Below are 14,791 nucleotides of genomic sequence, written 5' to 3' on the forward strand. Positions count from 1 at the left end.
GGGCGGGAGAATGGAAGGCGGCAATGATGGACCCGGTGGCGGGGGTCCCGGGGAATCGTCCCCGGGGCCGGAGCAGGCCGGTGAGCAGTTACGCCGGTTGCGCCTCGAACGCGGCGTCTCCCTGGTCAAGCTGGCCCGGCTCGCGTTCTACAGCAAGGGCTATTTGAGCAAGGTCGAGAACGGTGAGAAGCCGCTGACCCTGGAATTGGCCCGCGCGTGTGACCGGGCGCTGGAGACCGGTGGCTCGCTTGAGCTCCTCGTAACGGTTCCGGCTGGAGAGCGCAGCAGCTTGCAGCCGGAGGAAGCCGGGGCGTGCCCCTACCCAGGGCTGTCCCCGTTCGGAGCGGAGGATGCCCGGTGGTTCTTCGGGCGCGACGAGGACACCGCCGCCGTTGTGGCTCAGCTGACGGAGCGGCTCAGCGCTCCGGGCCCTCTGCTGGTCATGGCCCCGTCCGGCGCGGGGAAGTCGTCTCTGCTCAGGGCGGGCATGCTCCCCGCCCTGGCCCGTGGAGTATTGCCGGTCACCGGCTCGCATGCCTGGCCGGCAGTACTGCTCACCCCTGGTGAGCGTCCCGTTCAGGAACTCCAGTCCCAGGTGACGAAGGCGATCGGGGCACCTCATGGGCTCGACGTCGCATTGAAGGAGGGGCCCGGCGCCTTCGCCGCCGCAGTACGCGAGGTGATGAGTGGCCGATGTCCTGCAGATCAGGCCTACGGCTCTGAGCGGGCCCCCAGCCCCCGCAGCATTCCCCGTGACTCGGCCGCCGGGGGGCCCACGACCTTGATCGTCATTGTGGACCAGTTCGAGGAACTCTTCACCCTCTGCCAGGACGAGCAAGAGCGCGATCTCTTCGTTGAAGCGCTCCTCGCCCTGGCCGCAGGGCGAGGAGAGACAGCGGGCGGACTGAGCGGACTGAGTGGAGTGCCGACGGCCCTGGTCGTACTCGGAGTCCGTGCGGACTTCTACGATCGATGCCTGGCCTACCCCGGACTGGCGGCCTCCCTCCAGCGCGGCCACATCACTTTGGGCGCGATGACCGATGCCCGATTACGCGAAGTCATCACGGGACCTGCTCGCGAGGCCGGATTGAGAGTGGAGGCGGGGCTGGTCGAGGTCTTGTTGAGGGACATCGGCCTCATGCCCTGCAACGCCGCGGGCAGCGGCATGTCCCGCGCGGGAGCGCTTCCGCTGGTCTCTCATGCGCTGCTCAGCACCTGGCAGCACCGGGAGAACGCGACGCTGACGCTGGCCGGCTATCAGCTGACCGGAGGGATATCCGGAGCCGTGGCCGCCACCGCCGAGCGCGCCTACCGTTCACTGCCCGCTGACCAGCAAGTGGTGGCGCGGCACATCCTGCTCCAGCTGGTCCACGTCGGCGAGGACAAGGAAACCAGCCACCGTACCCCCCGCGGGCAGCTGCTGGAAGGGCGTCCCGCACGAGAGACGATCGAAGGCGTCCTTGAGGCGTTCACCCGCGCCCGCCTGCTGACCGTGGACGCCGACCACGCCGAGCTCGCCCACGAAGTGCTGCTGGACGCCTGGCCACGCCTGCGGAAGTGGATCGGCGACGACCGGGCCGGCCTGCGTACCCGCCAGCTCCTCACCGAGACGGCTGCTGCCTGGGACGACGAAGGCCGCGACACAGGGCTGCTCTACCGTGGCACCCGCCTGGCCGCGGCCTGCGAATGGGCCGCCGACCCCGCACGTCGCGCCACCCTGAGCCCGCTGGCGCAGGACTTCCTCGATGCCAGCACCGACCACGAGAGCGCACAACGAAGAACGGAGCGTCGCAGCAGCAGGAGACTGCGCCAGTCGCTTGCCGGCCTCGCGATCCTCCTGGCCCTTGCCTTGACCGCCACGGGAGTGGCCTTCGCGCAGCGGCAGGCCGCCGTTGCCGCCCAGCGCGAGGCGCAGTCCCGGCAGATGGCCGCTCTGTCGAGCACCCTGCTCGCCACCGATCCCGACCTGGCCTCGCTGCTGGCAGTGCAGGCACACCGCACCAGCAAGACCGACGAGGCGACGGCCAGCCTCTACGCAGCCGCAACGCTTCCCCTTCGCCACCGTCTCACGGGCCATACCAGTGCGGTGGCGTCTGTGACGTTCAGCCCCGACGGCAAATCCCTCGCTACCGGTAGCTTTGACGGAACCGCCCGCATTTGGGACGTCGCTACGGGGAAGCCTCTTACGACGCTGACCGGCCACAGCGCACCGGTTCGGTCGGTCGCGTTCAGCCCCGACGGGAAAACGCTCGCCACCAGCAGCGACGACAGGGCCACGAGACTCTGGAACGTCGCCACGGGAGAGAACCGCGGCCTCCTGACGGGCCATAACCGTCCGGTGATGTCGGTTGCCTTCAGCCCGGATGGTCTCACCATCGCCACTGCCAGCGCTGATGACACCGCCCGTTTGTGGGACGTCGCAACGGGCGCACACCGCGCCACCCTCGACGTCCATGCCGAGGTGCTCTCGTTGGCGTTCAGCCCCGACAGCAAGGTGCTCATCACCGGAGGAGGCGAACGGACGGCTCGAATCTGGGATATCGCCACACGAGAAAGCCGCCTTACCCTCGAGGAAACGACGAGCACTACAGTCCGGTCGGTGGCGTTCGCCCCCGATGGCAAGTCCTTCGCCACGGGCAACGATGACGGCACCGCCCAGCTCCGGGACGTGACGACCGGGAAAGCCCGCACGATCCCCACGGGGCAGCAGGCCCCGGTGCAGTCGGTGGCGTTCAGCCCTGACGGCACGACCCTCGCCACGAATGGCGCCAGGTCCGCACAGCTGTGGGACGTGGCAACGGGGGCGGCTCGCAGCACCCTCACCGGCCACAGCGCCCCGGTGCAGTCGGTGGCGTTCAGCCCCGACGGCAAGTCCTTCGCCACCGGCAGCTCCGACGGCACCGCGCGCATCTGGGACGCCCGGACAGGGAGCGCCCGGGGCGCCCTTCCCGGGCAGGACAGCCCCGTGGAGGCAGTGGCCTTCAGCCCCGACGGCAAGGCCCTGGCCACCAGTCATTACGACAAGACCGTACGCGTGTGGGACGTGGCAGCGCGCAGAGTCCGCCGCGTCCTCACCGGCCACACCGCCCTCGTCGCCTCAGTAGCCTTCAGCCCCGATGGCAAGTCTCTCGCCACGGGAAGCTATGACGGCACCGTCCGGCTCTGGGACATCACCACGGCCAGGACCCGCACCCGCGCAATCCTTCCCAAGCACGCCGCCCCCGTAACCAGAGTGGCCTTCAGCTCCGACGGGAAAGCTCTGGTCACCGGAAGCCAGGACACGGCCGTCCGCATCTGGGACATCCCCACAGGCACGATGCGCAGCGCCTACACCGGCCCCACAACCCCCGGAGGGCCGTCGGTGATCAGCCCCGACGGCAAGACCGCTGTCATCGGAAGTCTCCCGGGCGACCTCGACAGGGCCATGCGGATTCGGGACGTAGCCACGAACAGAACCCGCACCATCGCCACCGACCACACCGACCGCGTCGTGCTGATGGCGTTGAGCCCGGACGGAGGAACACTCGCCACAAGCAGCGGCGAGGAATCCGTCCGTACCGCTGCCTACGACGACACCGTACGGCTGTGGGACGCACGCACAGGGAAAGCCCGTAACGCCATCACCAGCCTCACCGACAACGTACTGGCCATGGCCTTCAGCCCTGACGGCAAGACCATCGCCATCAGCACGGACGACAAGACGGTGAGGCTCTGGGACGTAGCCACGGGCAAAGCCCGCAGCACTCTCTCGGAAGACGTCGCGCAGGTGGCGCTGATGGCGTTCAGCCCTGACGGAAAGATGCTGGCGACCAGCACCGGCTACCAAGGCGACAGGACGGTACGGCTCTGGGAGGTCGACCTTCCTGATGCCGCTGAAGCCGGCAGAAGAGTCTGCAAGGCACTCCACCGGGGCTTCACCGCCAAGGAACAGTTGGCGTACCTCCGGGACCAGACGTCCAGCCCGTGCGCCCGGTGGTGAGCCGCGACAGACCCGGCCCCGGCCGGGGGTGCATTCGGCGGCCTTCCGTTCACACAGGTCAGCGGGGGTTTCCCGGTCCCCTCAGCCAAGGGAAACAAGGAAACTCCTCGACATGCGCCGCCTCCCCGGGCTGAATGGATGACGTACCGGCACCGAGGCGGCAGCACCGTCTTCGACGCCGGGACACAGCGCCGGCTCGGGCCCAAGGGGGGCACGTCCGGGGTCCGGGGCCACGGGGGAGTGGGCGCCGGGCCTCACGGGGGAGATGTGCGGGCCCGAGCCGGCGGGGACGGGAGACTTCCAGGGGGGGACTGTCATCGGGGTGGTTGAACGGGCACAGGCGCGCTGAACCGGAGGTGGTACGCGGCCGGTCTCGTGCCCGCCCTGCAAGTCGCCAGCCGGACCTCGACGGGCAGCAAGGTCATCCGGTCGGGTCACCAGCTCCTCCGGACCGCCGGGCTCGCCGTGGACGTCCAGGTGCGGACGGTTCTTGCCCGCCTTGGCCTCGGGTACCTCCTGGAAGAGCAGCCGTCGGCCGCGGCCGACACCGCTGGTCTGATCGAACGGTCGCGTCTGACGCCGACGCCCGCGCTGGAAATCTCCCAGGACGAGGTGACCGACGCGCGAAGGCTGCGCGATGCACTGTTCCGGGTGGTTCTCGCCCACACGCGCGGTGAGCCGCACCCGCCCGGTGACCTGGAGGTCATCAATGAGACGGCTGCCCGGCCGGCCCTGGCGCCCGCCATCACGCCGGCCGGGCAGCGGCAGTGGGCCGGGACTCCCAGCGGAACGCACCTGCTGGCCACCGTTGCCCGGGACGCCGTCGAGCTGCTGACCGGCCCCTTCGCACACCGCATCCGCACCTGTGCCGCCGAGGACTGCCACCTCCTCTACGTCGACACCTCACGCCCCGGCCGCCGCCGCTGGTGCTCCATGGAGCACTGCGGCAACCGTCACAAGGTCAGGGCGCTACGCGCCCGCCACTCCGAGGAAGGATGACCGCCATGCCCACAGGCCTCACCAAGGGCGCCGGCTGGCAGATGGGCGTGTCCCGCACGCTGTCCCACCCCGCGCCCGTCGTCCGGGACTTCATCAGCAGTCCCGAAGGGCTCGCTCTCTGGCTCGGCGCCGGAGCAGCCCTCACTCCCGAGCGAGGCGCCCCCTACCGGACGGCCGCAGGAGTGACCGGTGAAGTGCGCGGCTACCATCCGGGCCGGAAGATCCGCGTCACCCACGGCGCCACCACCCTCCAGATCGCCCTTGCCCCCGCTGCCGACGGGGCCCGCGCGATGCTCCGCTTCCACCAGGAGCACCTGGCGGACGCCGAAGAACGCGAACAGCAGCGGGCGCACTGGCAGCACATCCTGGACCGGATCGCCGCCGCCCTCGGCTGAGGACCGTCCGACCGGGCCTGCCGCCCCCGGAGGTCGACTGTCAGTGGCCACCCTTAGAGTTCCGTCACTGAACGTGAAACGTGAACGCGAACACGAACACGAACGTGAACGGGGGAAGGGCGGTGGCGAACATGAGCGCATGCTCGGTGGAGGTCGTCTACGGCGAGGGGTGGTGCGCCCGAAGCCGCGCGGTCATCAGCCCGGTGTCCGAGGAGGAAGCCCGGCGGCGCCACGCGGTCGGCGATCCGTACATGGCTCTGCTGCGCACGGACGGACAGCCGCTGGCGGAGCTGCGGATCACGGGCCGGGCCGGCCACGTGGGCCTGCTCCTGTTCGACGCGCACGGCAGGCGCCACCAGGAGTACGACTACGTGGAGCTGCGGCGCGGCCGGCTGCACCTGAGACGCCACCGCCAGTGGCTGTACCGCACTCCTGAAGAGGCCGAACGACCCGAGCCGGCCGCGCACTTCACCCTCACCATCCGGCCGGACGGGAGCGCTCAGCGGAGTCTGGAGCAAGACGGCCGGTTCGACACCATCGCGCGCATACCCGAAGAGCACCGCACGCTCCCCCTGGCGGACTTCGGGGACTGGACCCGCTACGCCGATGCCGGCCTGCTGGGTGTCCCCGGCCCGGTCACGCTGGTGCCCGCGCCGCCGCCGGAGACGGCCGGCCCGACCGGCGGCGACCCGCTGTGGAGTGCGCCCGCGCCACTGGCTCCGGGGGCGCTGGAGGCGCTGTTCGTCCCCGGCAGCCGCTTCGAGTCGTACGACGGCCCGGTGACCGTCGTCGAACCCGAGCACGCAGGGAACCTGCGGCTGCCCACGGGCCGGGTGGTCGCGGCCGATCCGGCCTGGCTCTCGGCGGACAGCGAGCCGTTCACGGTGCCCGTGCCGCCGGGGACGTACCCCCTGGTGCTGGGCAAGGTGGAGCAGCGATCCGAGTGGGCGGGCGAAGAGATGACCTGGGAGGAGATCACGGCGGCGATGCTGTGCATCGGGGACCGGCGGCCCACCGTGGCCTGGGAGCCGGCTCTGCTTCCGGGGCAGGAGGTGCGGCTGCTCGGTGACCGGGAGTTCTACGGTTTCGGCGTCGACTCCGGCACGGGCGCTTTCCTGGATGCCGCCGCGCGCGACGCGCTGGACGCCGACCCGGACGCCGGGGTGCAACTCGCGTCCTCCATCGGTGACGAGGCCGCCTGCCCTGAGTTCCGCGACCCCGTGTCCGGTGCCAACGCGATCGCCTTCCCGAGCGGCGCGGGCGACGGATCGTATCCGGTCTGGATCGGCCGAGACCACGACGGCGAGGTCACCTGCCTCATAGCCGACATGCTGACAGTCGACAGTGCGCGTCCCCTGCCGCCCACGGCCGCCTCTCCGGCGGTGGTCCTCGTTCCGCCGGTTCCGGCGGCCGAGGGTCCGCTACCGGCTGCCGTGCCGCACGCGGAAACGGCCCTCCTCTTCGCCGAGTTGCTCGTCGAGACCGTCACGATGGCGCGCGACGTCCGCTGCCTGAACCGGAACTGAGGGCCCTCCGCCGATGGTGCCTCCACTCACTCACTTGCCAGTTTGGAAAGTACTTGTCATTCTGGAATCAGGTGGTCGGCGTACATGAGGGGGAGCCATGCACGGATTCACCGATGCCGAGGTGGCGTTGGGGCGGGTCGCTGACGTAGAGAAGGCGGCGCGGGCCCGGAGCGGCTGGTATGCGCGCTACCTCTGGGCGTTCGCCGCCGGGCAGTTGGTCCTCGTCCCGATCGCGGTCCTGTGGCACGGCTTCGCCTCAGCCTTGGCCTTCGGGTTCGTCAACACGGCCCTCGTGACAGGGCTGAGCCTGTACGCCGCACGGCAGCGCGTGGTGCGCCGCGGATTCGGCGTCAAGCACGGCGTGATCGTGGGAATCTGGGCCGCCGTGTTCGTGCTGGCGGTGACGTTCGGGAACACGGCATTTGCGAACAGCCCCGCCTTCGCAGCAGCGGCTGCGCTGACGTGCGCGCTGCCGCTCGCGACGGGTGCCTGGCTTGAGATGCGGCGATCGTCGTGACGGAAGGCGAGGCCATGGGGGAGGAGAGTCCCGCCGGACAGCGGGGCAGCCACCCTCGCCACGCCCTCGCACCCCTGCTCAACGCACCTGTGCGCCTGTCGGTGGTGGCCGCCCTGGCCTCGGTCGAGAAGGCCGAGTTCGGCTTCGTGCGCGACCTGGTGGAGGTCACCGACTCGGTCCTCTCCAAGCAGGTGTCGGCCCTGGAGGAGGCCGGCTGGGTGGCCGTCGACAAGGGCCGGGTCGGCCGTCGTCCGCGGACATGGCTCTCCCTGACCGCCGAGGGGCGTGCCGTCTATCAGAGGCATTTGGCGGCGCTGAGAGCCATCGCCGCAGGCTGAGCGGCTCTGGGACGGCGGCCTCTTCCGTCGCGGGTGCCGCAGCGATCAGTCGAAGTGCCGGGCGAACACCTGTGACTTGCCGTTGGTGTCGCCGGGCAGGATGCCGGCCGTGGAGTGGAAGACCACGTCCCGCCCATCGGCGCTGACCGCGTGGGTCCCGGCCGAGGCGAGCCGGTCCGAGACGACCTTGTCGGTGCCCGTCTGCAGGTCGCGCAGGATGAGCGACGGTCCGGACGTGTCGTGCGGGGCGTACAGCAGATGGCGGCCGGTGGGATCGATGGCCACGCCCCGCACGTTCGGCACCAGCCGCTCGGTGCCTGAAGGTACGTCATGGACGTAGGTGTCAGAGCCCGAAAGGTAGACGACCTTGGTGCCGTCGTCGCTGAGCTGGACGAGGGCCGCCTCCTTGGAGGGGCCCTCGATCGGGCCGGAGGTGGTGCCGCTCGTCCGGTCCCACACGAAGACGTCCTGCGCCTCGCCGTCCTGGTAGGCGACATAGCGGCCGTCACCGCTGATGGACGGCCGGGAGGGCTGGGTGTGGCCGAGGGTGGCGACGGTCGCCTTGGTGCCCCCGCTGTTCCAGTCCTGAACCTCGATGCGCTGGCCGGGCGACGGCCGCTGGAAGAAGATGGCGAGGGCGGTGTGCCGGCCGTCCGCACTGAGCGAGGGCTGGTTGCAACTGTAGGCCGAGCAGTCGGCGGAAGCCGTTCTTCCCGTGCCCACCTCATACTGGCGAATCCGCACGTTTCGCATCCACTGCACCGGATAGGCGACGTATTCCCCGTCACCGCTGATCACCGGAGGCTGGAGCGTGGTCAGGGACCCGATCCGCTTGGTCTGCCGCGCCGGCTGGTCGCGGACGAAGACCCTGTCGCCTCCCGTCGTCTCATCGGGCGTGAGGTTCTTCGCCGACGACGAGAAGACGATGTGGCGGCCGTCGGGCGTGATTGAGGCGCCGGCGGAGTTGTCGTCGGCCTGGGTGCCGTCGGCCGCGGCACTGACCCTCTCGACACCGGCCGCGCGATTGCCCGCGAGACCCGCCACGACCGTGGGCTGAGCCGAGGCGGCTCCGGGCAGCGCCACGGTGACCGCGCAGACCACGACCGCCGCGCTCAGAGCGGCCCGCACGCGTCTGATGCTGCTCCGGTTCGCGTTTCCTCTCATTTTCCCCCCAGGAAGGATGTGGTCTCTTCTCCGGCTCTCCACCGGAGAACCGCAAGCATGCAGCCGCAACGGTGCTGTGGGAGGCGGGGTTTCGGTCATGTGGGAGCGGTCAGCGGGTACGTGCCGGACGGCGCCGCCCCGCTTCGTGAGCCCGCTTCAGCCGGATCGTGGTTCGGGTCGCGAGTCAGGCTGCGCCAGTTCGAGTGCCTCGGTGCGGTCACGGTTTTCGATGGCGTCGATGAGGGCGGCATGGTGGTCGTACCGGTCCCGGAGCTGCTCTGCGCTGTCGGGTTCGGCCAGGGGGAGGAGCGTCGCGTAGAGCGAGCGCAACAGCATGTTGGGGCTGATGGCCGCCAGGCGCGTACGGAGCCGGTGGTCCGCGGCGGAGAAGGCGGCCGGGTCGGATTCCTGCACGGCTTTGGCCAGGTCCGCCAATCCCTCCCGGAGTGCGCTGACATCGGCAGGCGAAGCGTGCCAGAGGGCGTCCTCGACCAGGAGCGGTCCTAGGGCGTCGCGGATGCGCCGGGCCTCCTCGGCGCGTGCGCCGTCCGGCTGGTGAGTGTCCAGCGCGAGAACGGAGTTGCCCAGACGCCGCATGGGTGACTGTTCGGCGGCGAAGAGACCGCCGCCCGGCCCGGGGCGCACCGTGACCAGCCCGCGGGACTGGAGGAGCCGCAGAGTCTCGTTGAACGTGCCGACGGACACCCCGCACGTGGCGCGGAGTTCTTCCTTCGTGCCCAGGCGCGCACCCGGTTCGGCGTCCGTGACCATGGCGGCGATGCGCTCGGCGGCCACCTCGGCGCGGGAGGCCGTGGTGCGTTCCCAGTCGCCGCGTCGCAAGGCCGGCGGCTCGATGCCCCCTCTGGTGTCGTCTGCGGCTCCCACTGGGGCCTCCACATCCTCAGAGCTATTGATTATGACCAATAGCATCGTACCCCTTGACGGTCTTTCAAACCTCCGTGCATGATCACCGTAATCATCATGATGAATTGGAGGGGTTGTGATGACCGAGCAGGACTTCCGGGACCTGATGGCCGGGGTCTGCGCCCCGGTGACCGTCGTGACCGCGACCGAGAACGAGGCGCCTCACGGGGCAACCGTCAGCGCGTTCGCGTCGCTGTCCTTGCGCCCGCCGATGGTGTCGGTGGCGCTGGACCGCGGCTCGGGGCTGCTGGCCCGCATCCTGGCGACCGGGCGGTTCGGGGTGAACGTGCTCGGCGCGGAACAGGAGCCGCTGGCACGGCGCTTCGCCGGCCGGTCAGCCGGCCGGTTCGCCGGGGTCCGGTGGCAGTACGACCACGGGCTGCCGCGGCTCCCGGACGCGCCGGGCTGGCTCGTCTGCGAGCTGGCCTCGGCCGTGGAGGGCGGTGACCACCTCCTGCTCCTGGGAGTGGTCGTCCACGCCCGCACCGCCACGGCGGCACCACTGGTCTACGGCCACCGGACCTTCGGCACGCACTCCGCGTTCGCCCCGGTCGCGTAACCCCCTTAATCCCACGACGTGTTCAAAGCTATGGAGACAGACATGACCATTACCGGCACCAGCACCAGCACCAGCACCGGAACCAGCACGTCCGCCGCGACCGCAGCAGAGCTGGTGGCGCGGGCCACCGCCCTGCAGCCGCTGCTGCGCGAGCACGCCGCCAGGATCGAGGCGGACCGCAAGGTGACCGACGAAGTCATCGACGCCCTGGCCGACGCCGGGCTGTTCAAGCTGACCGTGGCACGGCGCTTCGGCGGACACGAGACCGACATGCGCACCCTGGTGGACGTGACCGCCGCGGTCGCCGAGGGCGACGGCTCCACGGGATGGGTGGTGGCCGTGGTCAACACCTGCAACTGGCTGGCCGGCCTCTTCCCCCTCCAGGCCCAGGAAGAGGTCTTCGGCGCAGACCCCGACGCACGCGTCACCGGCGTCTTCACTCCCGCCACCGCCACCAACCACAAGGTCGAAGGCGGCTGGCGGATCTCCGGCCGCTGGTACTACAACTCCGGATCCTGGCACTCCACGTGGGCCGTGCTGGGCCTGCCGCTCACCGACGAGAGCGGCGACGTGGCAGACCAGGCGATGGTGCTCGTACCGCGCACGGACCTGGAGATGCAGGACGTCTGGCACGTCGCCGGAATGCGCGGCACCGGCAGCAACTGCCTGATCGCCGAGGACGTCTTCGTGCCCGAGCACCGCGTCATCTCCGTCCCGCGCGCGATCGACGGCGAGCTGCCCGCCGTCCACGGGCCGACGGGCCTGTTCCGCTCTCCGCTCTCACCGCTCCTCGCCCTGGGCCTCGCCGGGCCCCAGGTCGGCATGGCCCGCGCCGCGCTGAAGCTGGTCACCGAGAAGGCCGCGACCAAGCCGATCTCGTACACCTACTACGAGACGCAGGCCGAGTCGGTGGCCGTACAGCTCCAGGTCGCCGAGGCCGCCATGCAGATCGACACCGCGCAGCTGCACCTGCACCGAGCCGCCGCGGACATCGACGAGGCCGCCGCCCGCGGCGGCGACCTCGACGTGCCCATCCGCGCCCGGGTCCGTGCCGACAGCGGACACGCCATCAAGAACGTCCTGGAAGCCATCAACACCCTGCTCAACGTGCACGGCGGCGGCGCCTTCGCCGACGCCAACCCGCTCCAGCGGATCTGGCGTGACGCAGGCACCGCCGGACGCCACGCGGTCTCCACGCCCGCGGTGGGCATGGAGATCTACGGCAAGCTGCTGCTGGGGGTCGAAGAGCGGATCACGCCCTTCGTATGAGATGACCGCCCGGCCCGGCGCGGCACCCACGCGCCGGGCCGCGCCGCGCCGGGCCGGGCCCGGCGGTCATGCGGCGGAGCAAGGAGCTGGGCGTGTGTCGAATGTGCCTGGTGAGGATGGCGAGGAGCCCATTTCGTGATCCAGAATGATGGGATGGTCACGCTGGAGACTCCCCGTCTGATCCTGCGCCGCTGGCGCGAGGAAGACGTCGCGCCCATGGCAGCCGTCAATGCCGACCCCGAGGTCATGCGGTGGATCCGAGACGGCAGCGTCCGTGACGAACAGCAGACTCGCAGCGGGATCCAGGCATGGGAGAGCGAGTGGGAGTCGCACGGCTTCGGTCTGTTCGCCGTGGAGATCCGGTCCACTGGTGAGCTGGCCGGGTTCACCGGCCTCTCGGTGCCCGACTACTTGCCGGAAGTACTGCCGGCGGTTGAGGTCGGCTGGCGGCTGGGGCGTCCCCACTGGGGGCAGGGTTTGGCCACCGAGGCCGCTGCAGCCGTTGTGCGGTTCGGGTTCGAAGCGCGAGGGCTGGAGCGGATCGTCAGCATCACTCAAGTGGGCAACGACGCCTCCGAACGGATCATGACCAAACTGGGGATGCGTCCGGTCCGTGAGACCGTCAATCCCACCGGCGGTCGGCGGGTCCGGGTGTTCGAGTTGTCGTCGGACCAGTACGTCACCACCACTCGTTGATGGCGGCGACGAGGACGGTTGCCTCGTAGTGGACGGCGGGTTTGTCGTACCTGGTGGCGGGTGAAGCGGCGGACGGCGTCAAGGCGTTCGGGGTCCGGGGCGGGGCTGAGGGTGGCGAGTTCGTCCCCGCGGAGACCGCCTTCCGCCTCGACGCCACGAGCCGGCTCGGCGGCTCCTGAACTGAACGGAGCCGACGGCGGGACAGCTGGTCGAGCGTCCGGGCGGGTCAGGAGCGCCCGGGCCGGGCAGAAAGCAGGCAGGAACCGAGCAGGAATCGAGAAGCCCGGTTCACGGAGCCGCGTCTAGCCTGCTCGTCATGAACATCACCATTCACACGACCGCTCTGCCGCACGACGACCCCGACGCGTCCCTGGCCTTCTACCGCGACGTCCTCGGCTTCGAGGTCCGCAGCGACGTCGGGCAGGGCAGGATGCGCTGGATCACGGTCGGCCCGGCCGGTCAGCCCGGCACGTCGATCCTTCTGGCGCCGCCCGCCGCCGATCCCGGCATCACGGAGGCCGAGCGCCGCACCATCACCGAGATGATGGCCAAGGGCACCTACGGCTGGATCCTGCTGGCCACACCGGACCTCGACGCCACGTTCGAGAAGATGCAGGCCGGCGACACCGAGGTCGTCCAGGAGCCGACCGAGCAGCCCTACGGCATCCGTGACTGCGCCTTCCGCGACCCCGCCGGCAACCTGGTCCGCATCCAGGAACTTCGCTGAGCCGAGCCCCGCGGGTATCGCCGCGGCGCACCCGAAGACGTCGATGGCATTGAAGACGAACGACAAAGGGGAGGGTCCCCATGTGTGAGCCCGAATGGCGGCGTGCACGCGTCCAGGCGCAGCGCCTGGACGATCTCGCGCGGTTGCGCCGCGTCCGCGACCGGATCGACAGGGAGTACGCGCAGCCGCTGAACGTGGAGGCGCTCGCCCGCGATGCGCACATGTCCGCCGGGCACTTGAGCCGGCAGTTCCGGGCCGCGTACGGCGAGTCGCCGTACGCGTATCTGATGACGCGTCGCATCGAGCGGGCGACGGCGCTGCTGCGGCGCGGCGATCTCAGTGTCACCGAGGTCTGCTTCGCGGTCGGCTGCGCGTCGCTGGGCACGTTCACCACCCGCTTCACCGAACTGGTCGGCGTGCCGCCCGGGGCCTTCCGCCGCCTGGCGGCAGATGCGGCGGCCGACCCTGCCGATGCCGCTGGTGCGGCCCGTGACACGGGCCCGGCGATCACGGTGGAGGGGATGCCTGCGTGCGTGGTGAAGCAAGTGGCGCGACCGGTCAGGAATCGAGAAGCCCCGGCCGTCGCGCAGCCCCTAGCGTGATGATCCTGGCCGACCCGGCCGACCTGGCCGACCTGGCCGACCCGGCCGACCTGGCCGACCTGGCCGACCCGGCCGACCTGGCCGACCTGACTCCCGATACCCCACGCCCCCGCACCACCCCGTCCCACCTTGTACGAGAGGAAACACACCATGCCGTCCACGAACTCGCCCGACGAGAAGTACAGCGGATTCACCGCCGAGGAGCGGGCCGCGATGAAGGAGCACGCCCGCGAGCAGAAGAACGCGGCGGCGCGGCGTGGTGCGTCGAAGGCGGAGAGGGAGGCGGCAGCGGAGCAGGACGTGCTCGCGAAGATCGCAGAGATGCCGGAAGCGGACCGGGCCCTCGCCGAGCGGATCCACGAGATCATCAAGACCGCCGCTCCCGGCCTCGCGGCCAAGCTCTGGTACGGGATGCCCGCGTACGCCAGGGACGGCAAGGTCGTCTGCCACTTCCAGAGCGCGGAGAAGTTCAAGTCGCGGTACGCCACGCTCGGCTTCAGCGACCAGGCGGCACTCGACGACGGTGCTATGTGGCCGACCTCCTACGCCCTGAAGGAACTGACCGCAGCCGACGAACAGTTCATCAGCGCCCTCGTGAAGAAGGCAGTGGGCTGAGGAGCACGTCGAAGAGTTCGTCGCCGAGTGCCACCAGGTTGCCGAGGCGATGCGGCAGCAGCCGGGCTTCCTGTCCGTCGGGGTCTGGGTCACCCCGGGCGGCGACGCCGTCGTCACCACCGGCGCGTTCGAGTCCGAGGAGGCCTTCCGGGCGACAGCCGACCTCGCTCGCGAGATGGGCGCGACGCCCGACGGCTTGAGCGATCTGGAGGTCAGGCCCCGCGAGGTCCACTTCCTCGTGTCGCGGTAGAACGGTGGAGCGGGCAGGGCGCTGGTGGCCGGGCAGCACCTGCAAGCACCGCGGCCGGCCTCCTGGCCGGCCTGTGTGCGGGGCGGGCCCGCCGTGCGGGTGAGTCGTCGTTGCCGGGAACGAAACTGATCGTTTTCGTGAAGAGACAACAGTTTCCCGTATTCCTCTCGACGAATGGGGTCCACCGTGCGTCGTTCTTGGTGTCCTCGGGCCCGGCGGAAGGTCGTCGCC

The 14,791-nt window shown here is 70.2% G+C and carries 16 protein-coding genes; 14 read left to right on the top strand and 2 right to left on the bottom strand.

The window, feature by feature from the left end; all coding sequences use genetic code 11:
• Nucleotides 1–10 precede the first annotated feature (10 nt).
• The 6 genes from B7P34_RS01060 (at nt 11) to B7P34_RS01085 (ending at nt 7,754) form a co-directional block, all read left to right on the top strand.
• Entirely contained in the window at nt 11–3,979 is a 3,969-nt protein-coding gene (locus tag B7P34_RS01060; protein ID WP_223267356.1) for an nSTAND1 domain-containing NTPase, read from the top strand.
• A 375-nt stretch (nt 3,980–4,354) separates the two neighbouring features.
• Nucleotides 4,355–4,978, top strand: coding sequence for a CGNR zinc finger domain-containing protein (locus tag B7P34_RS01065; RefSeq protein ID WP_223267357.1), 624 nt, complete (start codon nt 4,355–4,357; stop codon nt 4,976–4,978).
• 5 nt (nt 4,979–4,983) lie between these two features.
• Nucleotides 4,984–5,373 carry an SRPBCC family protein gene (locus B7P34_RS01070; protein WP_106673949.1) on the top strand — a complete coding sequence of 130 codons (390 nt, stop codon included), beginning with the start codon at nt 4,984–4,986 and terminating at the stop codon, nt 5,371–5,373.
• Nucleotides 5,374–5,504: 131 nt separating this feature from the next.
• Nucleotides 5,505–6,899: a DUF4241 domain-containing protein gene (locus tag B7P34_RS01075; protein ID WP_146166673.1), complete on the top strand. Its 1,395-nt coding sequence runs from the start codon at nt 5,505–5,507 to the stop codon at nt 6,897–6,899.
• A gap of 97 nt (nt 6,900–6,996) precedes the next feature.
• Nucleotides 6,997–7,416 carry a hypothetical protein gene (locus B7P34_RS01080; RefSeq protein WP_106673823.1) on the top strand — a complete coding sequence of 140 codons (420 nt, stop codon included), beginning with the start codon at nt 6,997–6,999 and terminating at the stop codon, nt 7,414–7,416.
• A gap of 14 nt (nt 7,417–7,430) precedes the next feature.
• Entirely contained in the window at nt 7,431–7,754 is a 324-nt protein-coding gene (locus B7P34_RS01085; RefSeq protein ID WP_106673824.1) for a winged helix-turn-helix domain-containing protein, read from the top strand.
• A 45-nt stretch (nt 7,755–7,799) separates the two neighbouring features.
• On the opposite strand, the gene B7P34_RS01090 is transcribed toward B7P34_RS01085, so the two are convergent.
• Together B7P34_RS01090 and B7P34_RS01095 are read right to left on the bottom strand one after the other, a co-directional pair.
• Nucleotides 7,800–8,882: a PD40 domain-containing protein gene (locus B7P34_RS01090; RefSeq protein ID WP_106673825.1), complete on the bottom strand. Its 1,083-nt coding sequence runs from the start codon at nt 8,880–8,882 to the stop codon at nt 7,800–7,802.
• A 192-nt stretch (nt 8,883–9,074) separates the two neighbouring features.
• Complete coding sequence (locus B7P34_RS01095; RefSeq protein WP_223267358.1) at nt 9,075–9,803, bottom strand: FadR/GntR family transcriptional regulator; 729 nt, start codon at nt 9,801–9,803, stop codon at nt 9,075–9,077.
• A 118-nt stretch (nt 9,804–9,921) separates the two neighbouring features.
• Between B7P34_RS01095 and B7P34_RS01100 the strand changes: the two genes are divergently transcribed.
• The 8 genes from B7P34_RS01100 to B7P34_RS01130 all read left to right on the top strand — a co-directional run bounded on the left by B7P34_RS01100 (nt 9,922) and on the right by B7P34_RS01130 (nt 14,560).
• The gene (locus B7P34_RS01100; RefSeq protein ID WP_106673827.1) at nt 9,922–10,401 is read left to right on the top strand and encodes a flavin reductase family protein; all 480 of its coding nucleotides are present in this window, start codon (nt 9,922–9,924) and stop codon (nt 10,399–10,401) included.
• Between the two features lie 42 nt (nt 10,402–10,443).
• Nucleotides 10,444–11,670 carry an acyl-CoA dehydrogenase family protein gene (locus B7P34_RS01105; protein ID WP_106673828.1) on the top strand — a complete coding sequence of 409 codons (1,227 nt, stop codon included), beginning with the start codon at nt 10,444–10,446 and terminating at the stop codon, nt 11,668–11,670.
• Nucleotides 11,671–11,805: 135 nt separating this feature from the next.
• A complete protein-coding gene (locus tag B7P34_RS01110; protein ID WP_223267359.1) occupies nt 11,806–12,366 on the top strand; it encodes a GNAT family N-acetyltransferase in 561 nt (186 codons plus the stop codon).
• A 41-nt stretch (nt 12,367–12,407) separates the two neighbouring features.
• On the top strand, nt 12,408–12,545 hold the full coding sequence (locus tag B7P34_RS37090) for a hypothetical protein (RefSeq protein ID WP_189382314.1): 138 nt from the start codon (nt 12,408–12,410) through the stop codon (nt 12,543–12,545).
• Nucleotides 12,546–12,682: 137 nt separating this feature from the next.
• On the top strand, nt 12,683–13,093 hold the full coding sequence (locus B7P34_RS01115) for a VOC family protein (protein WP_106673829.1): 411 nt from the start codon (nt 12,683–12,685) through the stop codon (nt 13,091–13,093).
• Nucleotides 13,094–13,173: 80 nt separating this feature from the next.
• Nucleotides 13,174–13,695: a helix-turn-helix transcriptional regulator gene (locus B7P34_RS01120; RefSeq protein WP_106673830.1), complete on the top strand. Its 522-nt coding sequence runs from the start codon at nt 13,174–13,176 to the stop codon at nt 13,693–13,695.
• A gap of 150 nt (nt 13,696–13,845) precedes the next feature.
• Nucleotides 13,846–14,310: an iron chaperone gene (locus B7P34_RS01125; RefSeq protein WP_106673831.1), complete on the top strand. Its 465-nt coding sequence runs from the start codon at nt 13,846–13,848 to the stop codon at nt 14,308–14,310.
• A gap of 49 nt (nt 14,311–14,359) precedes the next feature.
• Nucleotides 14,360–14,560 carry a hypothetical protein gene (locus B7P34_RS01130; protein ID WP_223267360.1) on the top strand — a complete coding sequence of 67 codons (201 nt, stop codon included), beginning with the start codon at nt 14,360–14,362 and terminating at the stop codon, nt 14,558–14,560.
• Nucleotides 14,561–14,791 lie beyond the last annotated feature (231 nt).

Origin of the sequence: Streptosporangium nondiastaticum, from assembly GCF_003011965.1 — a bacterium.
Lineage (GTDB): Bacteria > Actinomycetota > Actinomycetes > Streptomycetales > Streptomycetaceae > Streptomyces > Streptomyces nondiastaticus.

Bases quoted from the DNA above. Each gene is read 5' to 3' on its own strand.
- B7P34_RS01060 (WP_223267356.1), top strand. From the start codon at position 11: ATGGAAGGCGGCAATGATGGACCCGGTGGCGGGGGTCCCGGGGAATCG.
- B7P34_RS01070 (WP_106673949.1), top strand. From the start codon at position 4,984: ATGCCCACAGGCCTCACCAAGGGCGCCGGCTGGCAGATGGGCGTGTCC.
- B7P34_RS01075 (WP_146166673.1), top strand. From the start codon at position 5,505: ATGAGCGCATGCTCGGTGGAGGTCGTCTACGGCGAGGGGTGGTGCGCC.
- B7P34_RS01080 (WP_106673823.1), top strand. From the start codon at position 6,997: ATGCACGGATTCACCGATGCCGAGGTGGCGTTGGGGCGGGTCGCTGAC.
- B7P34_RS01085 (WP_106673824.1), top strand. From the start codon at position 7,431: ATGGGGGAGGAGAGTCCCGCCGGACAGCGGGGCAGCCACCCTCGCCAC.
- B7P34_RS01100 (WP_106673827.1), top strand. From the start codon at position 9,922: ATGACCGAGCAGGACTTCCGGGACCTGATGGCCGGGGTCTGCGCCCCG.
- B7P34_RS01105 (WP_106673828.1), top strand. From the start codon at position 10,444: ATGACCATTACCGGCACCAGCACCAGCACCAGCACCGGAACCAGCACG.
- B7P34_RS01115 (WP_106673829.1), top strand. From the start codon at position 12,683: ATGAACATCACCATTCACACGACCGCTCTGCCGCACGACGACCCCGAC.
- B7P34_RS01120 (WP_106673830.1), top strand. From the start codon at position 13,174: ATGTGTGAGCCCGAATGGCGGCGTGCACGCGTCCAGGCGCAGCGCCTG.
- B7P34_RS01125 (WP_106673831.1), top strand. From the start codon at position 13,846: ATGCCGTCCACGAACTCGCCCGACGAGAAGTACAGCGGATTCACCGCC.
- B7P34_RS01130 (WP_223267360.1), top strand. From the start codon at position 14,360: ATGCGGCAGCAGCCGGGCTTCCTGTCCGTCGGGGTCTGGGTCACCCCG.